General features: G+C 64.9%; 11 protein-coding genes. 1 reads left to right on the forward strand and 10 read right to left on the reverse strand.

Annotated elements, in window-relative coordinates; genetic code table 11:
• Positions 1-79: 79 nt before the first annotated feature.
• The 4 genes from PCA20602_RS09120 to PCA20602_RS09140 form a co-directional block, all read right to left on the reverse strand.
• A complete protein-coding gene (locus tag PCA20602_RS09120) occupies positions 80-361 on the reverse strand; it encodes a hypothetical protein (protein WP_139133269.1) in 282 nt (93 codons plus the stop codon).
• Positions 362-1,151: 790 nt separating this feature from the next.
• The gene (locus PCA20602_RS09130; RefSeq protein WP_150720937.1) at positions 1,152-1,337 is read right to left on the reverse strand and encodes a hypothetical protein; all 186 of its coding nucleotides are present in this window, start codon (positions 1,335-1,337) and stop codon (positions 1,152-1,154) included.
• Positions 1,338-1,632: 295 nt separating this feature from the next.
• Positions 1,633-2,847 (reverse strand): porin, encoded by a 1,215-nt coding sequence (locus PCA20602_RS09135; protein WP_150720938.1) that lies wholly within the window; start codon positions 2,845-2,847, stop codon positions 1,633-1,635.
• 227 nt (positions 2,848-3,074) lie between these two features.
• On the reverse strand, positions 3,075-3,965 hold the full coding sequence (locus tag PCA20602_RS09140; protein ID WP_150720939.1) for an NAD(P)-dependent oxidoreductase: 891 nt from the start codon (positions 3,963-3,965) through the stop codon (positions 3,075-3,077).
• A 365-nt stretch (positions 3,966-4,330) separates the two neighbouring features.
• On the opposite strand from PCA20602_RS09140, the gene PCA20602_RS09145 reads away from it, so the two are divergent.
• On the forward strand, positions 4,331-5,134 hold the full coding sequence (locus PCA20602_RS09145; protein ID WP_150720940.1) for an AraC family transcriptional regulator: 804 nt from the start codon (positions 4,331-4,333) through the stop codon (positions 5,132-5,134).
• Positions 5,135-5,164: 30 nt separating this feature from the next.
• On the opposite strand, the gene PCA20602_RS09150 is transcribed toward PCA20602_RS09145, so the two are convergent.
• The 6 genes from PCA20602_RS09150 to PCA20602_RS09175 all read right to left on the reverse strand — a co-directional run bounded on the left by PCA20602_RS09150 (position 5,165) and on the right by PCA20602_RS09175 (position 13,116).
• Positions 5,165-7,186: an acetyl/propionyl/methylcrotonyl-CoA carboxylase subunit alpha gene (locus PCA20602_RS09150; RefSeq protein ID WP_150720941.1), complete on the reverse strand. Its 2,022-nt coding sequence runs from the start codon at positions 7,184-7,186 to the stop codon at positions 5,165-5,167.
• 223 nt (positions 7,187-7,409) lie between these two features.
• Positions 7,410-8,483 (reverse strand): biotin synthase BioB, encoded by a 1,074-nt coding sequence (gene bioB / locus PCA20602_RS09155; RefSeq protein ID WP_246182094.1) that lies wholly within the window; start codon positions 8,481-8,483, stop codon positions 7,410-7,412.
• A gap of 71 nt (positions 8,484-8,554) precedes the next feature.
• On the reverse strand, positions 8,555-9,364 hold the full coding sequence (bioD, locus tag PCA20602_RS09160) for a dethiobiotin synthase (protein WP_425495656.1): 810 nt from the start codon (positions 9,362-9,364) through the stop codon (positions 8,555-8,557).
• Positions 9,357-10,565, reverse strand: a complete 1,209-nt coding sequence (gene bioF / locus PCA20602_RS09165; RefSeq protein WP_150720942.1) for an 8-amino-7-oxononanoate synthase — start codon at positions 10,563-10,565, stop codon at positions 9,357-9,359. Before bioF ends, bioD begins: the two co-directional genes overlap by 8 nt.
• Positions 10,562-11,983 (reverse strand): adenosylmethionine--8-amino-7-oxononanoate transaminase, encoded by a 1,422-nt coding sequence (gene bioA / locus PCA20602_RS09170; protein WP_246182095.1) that lies wholly within the window; start codon positions 11,981-11,983, stop codon positions 10,562-10,564. The genes bioF and bioA overlap by 4 nt, the downstream gene beginning before the upstream one ends.
• Before the next feature lie 341 nt (positions 11,984-12,324).
• Complete coding sequence (locus tag PCA20602_RS09175; RefSeq protein ID WP_150720943.1) at positions 12,325-13,116, reverse strand: enoyl-CoA hydratase/isomerase family protein; 792 nt, start codon at positions 13,114-13,116, stop codon at positions 12,325-12,327.
• Positions 13,117-13,121 lie beyond the last annotated feature (5 nt).

The following is a 13,121-nucleotide window of genomic DNA, read 5'->3' on the forward strand; positions in this document are numbered from 1 at the left end:
GGGACTGGACGGGGAGGGGGAGGATTGACGATGTGAAGGGGCTGACGGCGCATGCGCGGCCGACAGCCCACTGCGCCGATCAGCGCGCGCAGAGGCGCGTGAACGCGCCGCGGAGTGCGGCCGGCAGCGCGGCAGCAAAGCTGAACGGACGCGCCAGGGCTGCGAGACCCTCGCCATTGAGCACCCGGGCACCTTCCAGATGCGTTGCCAGGACGCAGAAATCTTCGCGGCGCATACCTACGCGCTGACAGGCGTGATCGAGTTGCTTCAGGTCGTTCGGGTGCAGCGTGATGGTGAGGGTAACGCGCTCTAGGTCGGTGTTCATGACTTTCAATTTTCTCTTTTTCAAAACATCGGGCATGACGCTCTGATGAAGCGCATGCCAAGCGCCTGTGCGATAACGCAGGCGAGCCGGATCCGACTGCGCTGGATCGGCCGGTACGGCGAACGTCGCGGATACACCGAAGGAACGGCATCGCGTCATCGTGACGACGAGGTCGGTTTCGACGAGGCACGCGAAGTGTGATCGTGGCGTCGGTTGTCTTATGCAACACGTGGGCAATACGAGGCTGTGGGCGCGCAATCCGCCGCCTGAGTGATGCGCGGGCGGCGGTACGGCACTGACGCGTGAGAGCGATGCCTCGTAACTACGGGGAGGGATGACTCTCCATCCGGCCATGAGACTTGCGCCGGAATACAGCATGAGTACTGCGAACTGCAACTACGGATAAAGCGATAAAGCGATAAAGCGATAAAGCGATGAATCGCGGCAACGATCGTCACCAGACGTCGGCGACAGGGACTGCACAGCGTTGCCTGTTGCTACTACTGCGGGTACTGCCAATATTGCGATGACTGCGAGGTGTTACAGAGACTGCTGGGTATGACGGGATACTGCGTTGATGCGAGACCTTCCAACTACAGGACTGCGGGTGATGCGTGTACAGCGATGCAGACTTCGAACTTGCGATACTGCGACTTGCTGAACTGCTACTGCGGATTGAACTGCAACTTCGGATAACGCCAATAAAGCGGAACTACGAGAAACACAATCTTCCGAACTGCTACTGCTACTGCTACTGCTACTGCTACTGCTACTGCTACTGCTACTGCTACTGCTACTGCTACTGCTACTGCCGGATGTCGCTGACTTACGCGGCATCCTTGAACTGAATGCGGGGGCAAGCCGTCACGCGATGACTACGGCGGTAGCGCAGTACACGCTCCACATGCGCAGAAGCTGCGGTGCGCATCGCACGACGATGCAGTTGCTTCACACGCGCTGCCGAAATCGAAATGGCGAATGCCGCGATGAACAACCAACTTACGAAAGCCACAACACTTCTCCCTGAAACGATGGCAGCGCCAGATAACCGGTGCGCATCGAATTCGTTGGGAAATCAAAAAGCGTGACTGCTGCCGGCTGCAACTGCATGTAACTTCAATGGAGTGAATTCTAATGAGATTCCCGAATAGGGTAAACCCTTAAAATCGTAAATAGTGTATTTTTTTAGACGAATTACCTCGATATTCCAAACATTCGTTTGAATTTAAGGCGCATTGAATTCAAGGGGAAATCGGCCCGAACCCGCATGCTTTCTCGCATTCGGGCCGATAACGGTGTGGCGACGATCAGAAGCTATGCTTCAGGCCCATACCGAGTAAAAGCTGCGTGCGCGCACCGGCGTCGAGGCCGTAGGACCCGACCGATGCGGTCGCTTCCACGGCACGTCCCTGATTCAGCGTCTTGCCCACGGCTTGCTGATAGCCGCCGATGACATAAGTGGACGTGCGCTTGGACAGCGCATAAGTGACCCCCGCATTGAACTGGTTGTAATGCGCACCGATCGTGCCGTCGGACCGCATGCGCGTGTAGCTGTAGCCAATGCCGGTGTTGATGGCGGGCGTAAGCGCATAGGTGGCGAACGCATTGACGGTGTCGAATTTGGCCGTGCCGGTGAACAGCGACAAGTTATCGCTGGCGTATTGCGCGTTGGAGAACGACACACCGAGAATTGCGGGCCCCACGGCGTATTTCGCGCCGACGCGTGCAATGCGCACTTTGCTCGCCGTCCGAAAACCGGCATTGATCGGCGAATTGAACAGCGAACCGGCGCTGCTGGTCCATTCGCGATACGGCCAGTCGGGATTCCCGGTGAAGACGCCGCGATTGCTGCCGCCATCGGCGAAGAAGTAGCCCGCCGCCAGTGCGATCGGGCCGTTGCTGTAGGCACCCGCCAGACCGTAAGACCGGCCCGCGCCTTCCTTGCCCGCGACGTTGCCGGTCGCGTACATCCCTTCGAATTGCAGGCCGCCGAAGTTCGGCGTGGCGTAGCGGATCGCGTTGTTGATGCGCGCGCCGTTGTCGTAGTTGTCGACGTCGCCCGGTGTGGCGAAGAAGCCGCCGAAGACGCCGTCGGCGGTCAGGCCCTGCACGAGGTTGACGACCGGGTCGTACTGACGGCCGATCGTGACTTCGCCCCATTCGGCGCTTCTCAGACCGACGATGGCTTTGCGGCCGAAGGCCAGACCGCCATTGCCCATGCTGCCGTTCACGGCGTTGAAGCCGCTCTCGATCTGGAACAGCGCGGAGAGGCCGTTGCCGAGCGATTCCGTGCCGCGCAGGCCCCAGCGGCTACCGCCAATGATGTTGCTCGTGATGCCGGAAAACGACTCGGGGCCGCTGGCGCCCGCCGTGTGGTTGGCGTGCACGAAGCCGGAATCGATCGTGCCGTACAGCGTGACCTTGCTCTGCGCGCCAACGCTCGCCGGCAAGGCGAGCAACGTGAGCGAGGCGGCGAGCGCGAGGGCGCGCAGGCCGGTTTTCGAGTGTGGACGTTGGTTCATGGTGTCGGGCGCTTTTGCGCGCTTGGTTGAAATCGACACCGAGAATATTTCTGAACCCCTATTCGGATTCCGTATGAAAATTCCGAAACAACGTAAGTCCGCATGGCAGCGACCGCCACTCCCGGTCGCCAACGGATTTTCTAGGAACCCTCCTTAGGAAACACGCCCAAACCCCGCGAAAAGCGGTCACGCGAAGCGACCCGCTTCGCGCGTATCCCTCGATCTCGTCAGTTGTCGTCCCTGCGCAGACCCGCGCGGCGCAAGGCCACCCGCGACAATGCCGCCCAATCCAGTTGACCCTCATCGTGTGCAAGGCTGTCGAGGTGGTTGTCACGCAACACGCTCGCAAATGGCAGCGGCACGTTCGCCGCTTCTCCGGCAAGCAAGGCGAGGCGCACGTCCTTGGCGCCGAGTGCCAGTTTGAATCCCGCCGGTTCGAAGACTTGTTTCGAAATGGCCGCACCGTATCCGGTGTAAGCGGGCGTGTTGAACATCGTCGTCGTGATCATCTCGAGAAAATCGCTGCCTGCCACGCCGTGCCCTTCGGCGAGCGCAGCGGCTTCGCTCATCGCCTCGATGGCGCTCGCGATCATGAAGTTGCCGGCGAGCTTCACGACGTTCGCCTGTTCGGGCACATCGCCGAAGCGCCAGGTGCGCTGACCCAGCACGTCGAACAACGGCTGGACCGTGTCGAGGACGTCGGCGGCGCCGGCGGCCAGAATGTTGAGCTTGCCGGCTTCGGCGACGTTCACGCGGCCGAGCACCGGTGCCGCGACATACCGCAGGCCGAGCGCCTCGCATTGCGTGCGCATTTCGCGGGCGAACGCGAGCGACACAGTCGCCATGTTCACGACGATGGCGCCAGGCGTGAGCGCGCTCAGGGCGCCGCCGTCGACCAGCACGGTGCGCGAGGTGTCGTCGTCCGCGAGCATGGCGATGAGCACGTCACTGCCGAGCGCAGCGTGCGCGGGGCTGGACGTCGGCACGGCGCCATCGACCGCGAGCGCATCGACGGGGCCGGGCGAGCGGTTCCACACGCGCAGCGGGAAGCCCGCCTTGAGAAGATTGCGCGCCATGGGGGCACCCATCGTGCCGAGTCCGAGAAATCCGATGTTCATACGTTCTCCTGAGGCAAAGGAAGGTCGTGCTGCGCGGGGGATGACCGCCGGCGTCGGAGGCCGACGCAAATCGCGCTAGCCCGAAGCATGACACCTGGCAGAAGATTTCGCAGTCGAGCCTTGTTATCGGATGCACGGGCATTGCGCGACGCAAACGAGGCTCGCCTTCTTCGGTATAGGCAACGCTGCTTGCAGGACTAACCTGCTGCGACTCCGCGGACTATCGATTCGCAAGCGCAGCGCACGGCCGGCGCGAAATTCGCCGTGGCGGCGGGTGCAAAGGTAAGATGCCCGCATATCGGTTGTCCTGGAGACGTACGCCTGCGCGTATGCATTGCCGATAGCCTCCGACTTTTCCATTCGCCATGACCGTCCGCTACAACTGGCCGAGTTTCAAGACCCTGCCGTATCCGGTCTACTTCCGCTACGACGAGTTCGATGCGCAGACCGCGTGGGTGCCGCATCGCCACGACTGGGGCACGTTCAGCTACGTGGCCAATGGCGTGATGCAGATCGAGATCGAGGGCGCGCGGTTTCTCTCCCCGCCGCAGTACGCCGTGTGGGTGCCGCCAAAGGCTACGCATGCGAGCTTCAACGCGGAAGCCGTGATCTACCGGTCGGTGTACATCGACGCTTCGCTGGCGCGCGAGCTCCCGGCCCATGCCGCGACGTTGCGTATCAGCGGCTTGCTGCGCGCGATTCTCTGCGACTTCGCCGAGCGCGGCGTCGCCTGCCCGGCGACCGAGGCCGACAAGCGTCTCGCGCATGTGCTCGTCGACCAGATCGCACTGGCCCCGGCCGAGCCGCGTTTTCTGCCGCAGGCGAGATCGCCGTCGCTGGTGCGTGTGCTGGAAGCGTTACAAAGCGAGCCCGGCGATAATCGCACGGTCGAGGCATGGGCGGCGACGGTCTCCATGACGGAGCGCACGTTCGCGCGTCACTGTCTGACGGAGTTGGGGATGACGTTGGGGCAATGGCGTCAGCGCATGCGTTTCTTTCGCGCCATCGATGCCCTGGAGGCGGGACGCACCGTGAAGTCCATCGCGTTCGATCTGGGTTACGCGACGCCCTCGGCCTTCATCGAGATGTTCACGCGCCAGTCGGGACTGACGCCGGAGCAATTCCGGCGTCAGGTGATCTTCAGCGCACAGGCGCACGACTCGGTGTGAGTCGAACGGCGCCGTGCGCTGCAATGCAATTTACCGCTTGAACGCCAGCAACTGCGCGCCTTCCGGCACCTGATCGCCCACGGCGTACAGCACTTCTTCGATCTCGCCATCGGCCGGCGCGCTGATGGTGTGTTCCATCTTCATCGCTTCCATCACCAGCAGCGGCGTGCCTTTCTCGACCTTCGTCCCGGCGGGCGCGAGCACGGCGATGACCTTGCCCGGCATCGGCGCGGTCAGACGGCCTTCACCGCCTTCCTGTGCGCCGGCCTGTGCGAGCGGATCGTGCCAGCGCAGCGTCCACGACTGACCGTCGGCGAAGACGTGAGCCGTCTCATGCTCGAAGTCCACGTGGCCCTGCACGCGACGCTCGCCGAGCGTCACGCGATACACGCTGGCGTCGTGCGTGTAGCGATACGGATACGTCTGTCCGTCCACCGTGAGCGTGCTCGCTTGCGCGTTGCTCGTGAGGATGACGTCCAGACGCGTCTCGCCATGATCGAACGACAGCGTGCGGCGGTAGTCGCCGTTCAGCCGCCAGCCGGTCGCCGATTGCCACGGCGAATGACGGTCGACGCTGTCCTGATACTTGCGCAGGCCGACGACGGTCTCGCGACCGAGCTGCGCGGCCACCGCCAGCGCGAGCGTCGTGGCGGGCACCGGGGCGGCAGCCGGGAACAGCGCGTCGCGATGGCGTTCGATGAGGCCCGTGTCGAGATCGGCACCGGCGAACGGCTCGCTGGCGACGAGGCGTCCGAGGAATGCGATGTTCGTCTGCACGCCGACCACGCGATACTGACCCAGTGCGCGACGCATGCGGGCGAGCGCTTCGTCGCGGTCTTGCCCCCACACGATCAGCTTCGCGATCATCGGGTCGTAGAACGGCGAGATGGTGTCGCCTTCGCGCACGCCCGAATCGATACGCACGGCCGCGGGGGAGGCCGCGCCGCCAATCTCGAACTGCACCGCAGCGGGCGGGCGCAGCGTCGACAGCGTTCCGGTGGACGGCAGGAAATTGTTGTCCGGATTCTCCGCATAGATACGCGCTTCGAGCGCGTGTCCGTGGATGCGCAGTTCCTCCTGCCTGCGCGGCAGCACTTCACCGGCGGCCACGCGCAACTGCCACTCGACCAGATCGAGGCCGGTGATCATTTCGGTGACGGGGTGCTCCACCTGAAGACGCGTGTTCATCTCCATGAAGTAGAACGAGCCGTCCTGATTGGCGATGAACTCGACCGTCCCCGCGCCCACGTAGCCAACGGCACGTGCGGCATTGCAGGCGGCCTCACCCATCGCGCGGCGACGCGCCTCGGTCATGCCGGGTGCGGGCGCTTCTTCCAGCACCTTCTGGTGACGACGCTGCACCGAGCAGTCGCGCTCGAACAGATAGACGCAATTGCCGTGCGTGTCGGCGAACACCTGAATCTCGATGTGACGCGGACGCGTCAGATACTTCTCCACCAGCACGCGCTCGTCGCCGAAGCTGCTGGCGGCTTCGCGCTGGCACGAGGCGAGCGCGGCGCGGAATTCCTCGCTGCGTTCAACCACGCGCATGCCCTTGCCGCCGCCGCCTGCGCTGGCCTTGAGCAGCACGGGGTAGCCGATGTCGTCGGCACGGGCGTGAAGGAATTCAGGATCCTGATTGTCGCCGTGGTAGCCGGGCACCAGCGGCACGGCCGCGCCTTCCATGAGCGTCTTGGCGGCGCTCTTGCTGCCCATGGCGTGAATGGCGCCGACCGGCGGGCCGATGAAGACGATGCCTGCTTCGTGGCACGCGGCGGCAAACGCCTCGTTCTCGGACAGGAAGCCGTAGCCCGGGTGGATGGCCTGAGCGCCGGTCGCGCGGGCGGCGTCGATGATGGCGTCGATGCGCAGATAGCTGTCGCGTGCGGCGGCGCCGCCGACGTGTACGGCTTCGTCGCACACGGCAACGTGCTTGGCGTGCGCGTCGGCGTCGGAATAGACGGCCACCGTGCGAATGCCCAGCCGTGCGGCCGTAGCCGCCACACGGCAGGCGATTTCGCCGCGGTTGGCGATGAGGATCTTGTCGAACATGTTGCCTCCGGAAAATGATCGATTTGGGCGGCGCTTGCCCCCGACGATGCCGCTTGTGACGGCAGGCCGGGGCACTTGCACCATTCTCTTTGCTAATCAGCTCGACCGCCACAGCGAATCGTCTTGTGCGATGTCGTCGCTGTGGCGGTCGTTCGTCCGTCAATCCTTCTACGCTTGCATCCGTCTACACCAACCTGTCAGCGTCGGTCGCCCGCCGTTCCGTTCAGTGGGTGGCGCAGGGCTTGAGCGGGTCGCAGGCGTCGGCGCTTCCGACGCCCTCGGCGTTTTCCGTGCCGAGCTTGTCTTCCGTCGACGTGCGCATGCCCAGGCGTGCGAGCAGCGCGCGGTCGTGTTCGGCCTGCGGGTTCTGCGTCACGAGCAGCTTCTCGCCGTAGAACATCGAGTTCGCGCCGGCGAGGAAGCACAGCGATTGCAGCGCGTCGTCCATCATCTCGCGCCCGGCCGACAGACGCACCATGGCGCGCGGCATCGTGATACGTGCGACCGCGATCATGCGCACGAAATCGAACGGGTCCACGTTCTCGTTGTCTTCGAGCGGCGTGCCCTCGACCTTCATCAGGTTGTTGATGGGCACCGACTCCGGGTACGGCGACATGTTCGCCAGTTGCGCGATCAGACCGGCGCGCTCACGACGGGTCTCGCCGAGACCCACGATGCCGCCGCAGCAGACCTTGAGTCCGGCGTCGCGCACACGGGCGAGGGTGTCCAGACGATCCTGATACGTGCGCGTGGTGATGATCTGACCGTAGAACTCGGGCGACGTATCGAGGTTGTGGTTGTAGTAGTCCAGGCCGGCGTCGCGCAGTTGCTGGGCCTGACCATCGCGCAGCATGCCGAGCGTCACGCACGTCTCCAGGCCAAGCGCCTTGACGCTGCGCACCATCTCGCCCACGGCGTCGACCTGATGCGGCTTCGGGCTGCGCCATGCAGCGCCCATGCAGAAGCGGGTCGCGCCCGCATCCTTGGCGCGCTGGGCGGCGGCCACGACTTCCTCGACGGGCATGAGCTTCTCGGCTTCCACGCCGGTGTCGTAGCGAGCGGACTGCGGGCAGTAGGCGCAGTCTTCCGGGCAGCCGCCGGTCTTGATCGAGAGCAGCGTCGAGAGTTGCACGGCGTTGGCGTCGAAATGCTCGCGATGCACTTGCTGCGCGCGGAAGATCAGATCGTTGAACGGCAGGGCGAACAGCGCTTCGATGTCGGTAACGGTCCAGGGCGTGTCGTTGCGGCGCAGGGCTTCGTCGTGTCCGTGAGCGGCGGTGTGGGCGTGAACTTGCATGGTGGGATTCCTTGAATTCTGTGAGTTCTGTATGTTCGATAGGTTCGACAGCGGGCGCGAGCGAGGTTCGCTCAGGGCGCCGCATGTGGCCGTGGTGTGAGCGACTGCGCTGCGCGAGGCAGCGCCGCATCGACGAGCGGCGCAATGTCGAGATAGCCGGAAGCCGTGGCGGCGTCGGGGTGCGGCAGATGCGGCACACGCCCGAGCAGCGGCGCGCCGAGTCGTGCGGCAATCGCGTCGACGTTCGCGTCCACATGACGCATGTCCGGATCGACGTGATTCGCTACCCAGCCTGCGAGCGTCAGACCGCGCGAGGTAATTGCCTCGGCGGTGAGCAATGCATGGCTGATACAACCGAGACGCAGGCCGACGACGAGGATCACCGGCAAGCCGAGCTGACGTGCGAGATCGGCGGTATCCGGCGCGCTCGCGTCGGGGCCGAGCGGCACGCGAAAGCCGCCGACACCTTCGACGATCACCAGATCGGCGCGCGCGGCAATGCGCGCATAACCGGCGCGAATCACGCTGCAATCGAGCGCAATGCCCTCGGCAGCGGCAGCGATGTGCGGCGCGGTGGCGTCCTTGAGCACATACGGGCAATACCAGTCGTCGGGCAATTTCAGATTGCTCGCCTGATGCAACTGCTCGACGTCTTCATTGACGAAGCGCCCGTTGTGTTCCGATGCGCCTGCCGCCACCGACTTCAGCCCGGCGCACACCAGCCCGCGACGGGCCGCGGCGTGCAACAGTGCAGACGAAACGAGCGTCTTGCCGATCTCGGTATCGGTACCGGTGACGAAGAACGCGTGACGCGCGGGTGCCGCGCGCTCGGCGGGCATGCCGACATCGGTGACGTCGAGTGAGAGGTTCCGGTCAGTCATGCGCAGGTGCCTCCCAGTCGCGATCGAGCTGGTTGATGGCGCGCGTCAGACGCTCGACGTCTTCGGCCGTGTGCGCGGCGCTCAGGGTGACGCGCAGGCGCGACGTCCCCGGCGCTACCGTGGGCGGTCGAATCGCAGGCACCCACAGCCCGGCTTCGGCCAGTCCCGCTTGCGCATGCAGGGCTGCGGCGTTCTCGCCGAGGATGATCGGTTGCACGCCCGTGGGCGAGACCATGTGACGCCAGTGCGTGAGCGTGAGCGAATCGCGCAGTTGTGCGATTCGCGCCTGCAACGTCGCGCGACGCTGTCGGCCTTCATCGCCCGCAATGATCTTTAGGCTGGCGAGCAACGCGTGCGCCTGCGACGGCGCCGCCGCGGTCGTGAAGATATACGGACGCGCCCGGTTGATGAGCCACTCGACGACACGGCGGTTCGCCGCCACGAACGCACCGCCCACACCGGCGGCCTTGCCGAGCGTGCCGATGATGACGAGGTTCGGCGAGCGCATGTCGAAGTGCTCGAACACGCCGTGCCCGTTCTCGCCGACGACGCCGAAGCCGTGCGCATCGTCCACGATCAGCCAGGCGTCATGACGTTCCGCGAGGGCCAGCAATTGCGGCAGCGGTGCGATGTCGCCGTCCATCGAGAACACACCGTCGGTGACGATCAGTTTCGTCTCGGCGGTGCTCGCTTCGAGCAGTGCCGCGAGCGCGTCGACGTCGCCGTGCGGATAGACGTGAGTCCGCGCGCGCGACAGACGTGCACCGTCGATCAGCGACGCATGGTTGAGCGCTTCGGAGAAGATCTCGGCGTCTTTGGTCGCGAGCGCCGAGATCGTCGCCAGATTGGCCATGTAGCCGGTGCAGAAGTACAGCGCGCGAGCGTCCACCAGATGCGGCGACATGAATTCGGCGAGCGCGTCTTCGAGTTCCGCGTGGGCCTGTGAGTGGCCGCTGATGAGGTGCGATGCCCCGCTGCCGGCGCCGTAGCGCTGCGCGCCTTCGACCAGCGCGTCGACAACTTTCGGATGGGCGGCGAGGCCGAGATAGTCGTTGCTGGCGAAAGCGAGAACAGGGCGGCCGTCGGCTTCCACGTGCGGACGGCACGGGGTGGATACCACGCGATGGCGACGGCGCAAATGCTGGCGGTCGATTTCCGCGAGGCCGGCGTCGAGACGATCGAGCAAGGGATGCTGCGTCATGCCGTCACCTCCGCACCGGAACCGATGTGTTGCATGGTGACGTCGAACGCCGCGAGCGTTTGCGTGGCGAGCCAGTCGACGGTGCCGTCGTCGAGCACGTAGGGCGGCATCAGGTACACCGTCGCGCCGATGGGGCGCAGCAGCACGCCGCGCGCACGGGCTTCGGTATAGAAGCGCTTCGCGAAGGCGCCGGCGGCGCCCTGTGCCTCCGGCAGCACGGCGTCGAACGCCAAGATCATGCCGCGATGACGGAAGTGCTTCGCGCGCGGATCGTCGGCCAGCGGCGCGAGGGCTTGCGTGAGGCGCGCAGCGCGCACGGCGTTGGCGGCGAGCACGTCGTCGTCGGCAAAGATGTCGAGCGTGGCGAGTGCCGCACGGCACGCGAGCGGATTGCCCGTGTACGAGTGCGAGTGCAGGAAGCCGCGCGCGGTGTCGTCGTCGTAGAAGGCGTCGTAGATCGCGTCGCGCGAGAGCACCAGCGAGAGCGGCAGATAGCCGCCGCTGATGCCCTTGGACAGCGTGAGCAGATCGGGCCAGATACCGGCCTGCTCACTCGCGAAGAACGTGCCCGTGCGGCCGCAACCGACGGCGATCTCGTCGGCGATCATGTGTGCGTCGTGCTTGTCGCACAGCGCGCGCACGAGGCGCAGATATTCGGGGTCGTGCATCGCCATGCCCGCCGCGCATTGCACCAGCGGCTCGACGATGACGGCGGCGATGCGTCCCTCGCGCTCGGAGAGCAGCGTGTCGAGTTCGGCGGCGGCGCGTCGGGCCACGTCAATGGGGCGCTCGCCATCGCGTGCGAGACGCGCGTCCGGCGATGCCACGACATGCGCGTGGCGCAGCAACGGGTCGTAGGCATCGCGGAACAGCGCGACGTCAGTCACCGCGAGCGCGCCGAGCGTCTCACCGTGATAGCCGTTGCGCACGCACACGAACTCGCGCTTGTTCTCGTGGCCGCGATTGCGCCACGCATGAAAACTCATCTTGAGCGCGATCTCGACGGCGGACGCGCCATCGGACGCGAAGAACGCATGGCCGAGCACGCCGCCGGTCAACGCCGACAGCCGTTCGGCCAACGACACCACGGGCTCGTGCGTGAAGCCCGCGAGCATGGCGTGTTCGAGGCGGCCGAGCTGATCGACGAGCGCCGCGTTGATGCGCGGGTTTGCATGGCCGAACAGGTTGACCCACCACGAGCTGATCGCATCGAGGTAGCGCTCGCCGTCGGTGTCGACGAGCCAGGGACCTTCGCCGTGAGACAGCGCGACGAGGGGGAGCTTTGCCTGTTGCTTCATCTGCGTACAGGGGTGCCAGACCTGCCGCAGACTGCGCGCGGCAAGGTCGCCGGGATTGCCACGATTGCCCGCCTGGGTTGCGGCGGCATTCGCGACGTTAGGGCGCAGGGAGGCGTCCATCGTTGACTCCTTGGAGGGCCGGAACTCACGACGTGCTTCATCACGTACGTCGTAACGTGCACTGGGCACGTCGTTCGTCCGGCTGGCCTGTGCAGTGCAGGGGACTGCGGATTGCTGCACGTGGCCGGAGGTGGGGGATGGGCGCATGGTAGGCAAAGCGATTTGGCAGGGCAATAGGCGGAATTAATGCGAGAACTCGCTATTTTGTGAGCCGTAAAAAGATGTTATCGACAAGTTCGTAAATCTCGCCGGTAACGTTGCGACATCTCCGCTGTCACCCTTCCCAAAAAAATTTTGTAACCGATGAAGCGTGCCGATATCGGCGGGTGCGGCCTATGGACTCAGGAGGCGTCGCGCCATGACGGCGAACGCTTCTCGAGGAACGAGCGGACCCCTTCGCGTCCCTCGTCGGACGCACGGATCTTCGCGATGCGATCCGCCGTGTCGGCGATGACGGCTTCGTCGATGGCGCGTCCTGCGAAGTCCTGCACGAGGCGTTTGCATTCCTTCACGGCGTTCGGGCTGTTGTCGACGAGCGCCTTGGCCAGCGCGCCGACCGTGCTGTCGAGCGCATCGGCGGCGACGACCTCGTGCACCAGGCCGAGACGTTGCGCCGTGGCTGCCGTGAAGCGCTCTGCCGTCACGAAGTAGCGGCGCGACGCCTGCTCGCCGAGCGCACGAATCACGTACGGGCCGATGGTCGCGGGAATCAGGCCGAGCTTGGCTTCCGACAGGCAGAAATGCGCCGTGTCGACAGCGACGACGATATCGGCCACCGCGGCGAGTCCCACGCCTCCGGCGTAGGTGTCGCCCTGCACGCGCGCGATCACCGGCTTGGGGCAGCGGTAGATCGTGCTCAGCATGACGGCGAGCGTCATGGCGTCGGCGCGGTTCTCGGTGTCCGAGTACCCGGCCATCTTCTTCATCCAGTTCAGGTCGGCGCCGGCGCAGAACGCCACGCCTTCGGCGGCGAGCACGATGGCGCGCACGTCGTCGTTCGAGGCCAGCGCGCGGAACGTGCCCGTCAGTTCTTCGATGACGGTTTCGTTGAACGCGTTGCGCACGTCCGGGCGGTTGAGCGTGACGGTGGCGACGTGAGCGTCGACACTGAACTTGAGCGTTGCGAGATTCATGACGA

Source organism: Pandoraea capi (assembly GCF_902459735.1).
Taxonomy (GTDB): domain Bacteria; phylum Pseudomonadota; class Gammaproteobacteria; order Burkholderiales; family Burkholderiaceae; genus Pandoraea; species Pandoraea capi.

Excerpts from the sequence above, each read along its gene's own strand:
- PCA20602_RS09175 (WP_150720943.1), bottom strand. The coding sequence starts at position 13,116 with ATGAATCTCGCAACGCTCAAGTTCAGTGTCGACGCTCACGTCGCCACC.
- PCA20602_RS09140 (WP_150720939.1), bottom strand. The coding sequence starts at position 3,965 with ATGAACATCGGATTTCTCGGACTCGGCACGATGGGTGCCCCCATGGCG.
- bioB (WP_246182094.1), bottom strand. The coding sequence starts at position 8,483 with ATGCAAGTTCACGCCCACACCGCCGCTCACGGACACGACGAAGCCCTG.
- PCA20602_RS09145 (WP_150720940.1), top strand. The coding sequence starts at position 4,331 with ATGACCGTCCGCTACAACTGGCCGAGTTTCAAGACCCTGCCGTATCCG.
- bioD (WP_425495656.1), bottom strand. The coding sequence starts at position 9,364 with ATGACTGACCGGAACCTCTCACTCGACGTCACCGATGTCGGCATGCCC.
- PCA20602_RS09135 (WP_150720938.1), bottom strand. The coding sequence starts at position 2,847 with ATGAACCAACGTCCACACTCGAAAACCGGCCTGCGCGCCCTCGCGCTC.
- PCA20602_RS09120 (WP_139133269.1), bottom strand. The coding sequence starts at position 361 with ATGCCCGATGTTTTGAAAAAGAGAAAATTGAAAGTCATGAACACCGAC.
- PCA20602_RS09150 (WP_150720941.1), bottom strand. The coding sequence starts at position 7,186 with ATGTTCGACAAGATCCTCATCGCCAACCGCGGCGAAATCGCCTGCCGT.
- bioA (WP_246182095.1), bottom strand. The coding sequence starts at position 11,983 with ATGGACGCCTCCCTGCGCCCTAACGTCGCGAATGCCGCCGCAACCCAG.
- bioF (WP_150720942.1), bottom strand. The coding sequence starts at position 10,565 with ATGACGCAGCATCCCTTGCTCGATCGTCTCGACGCCGGCCTCGCGGAA.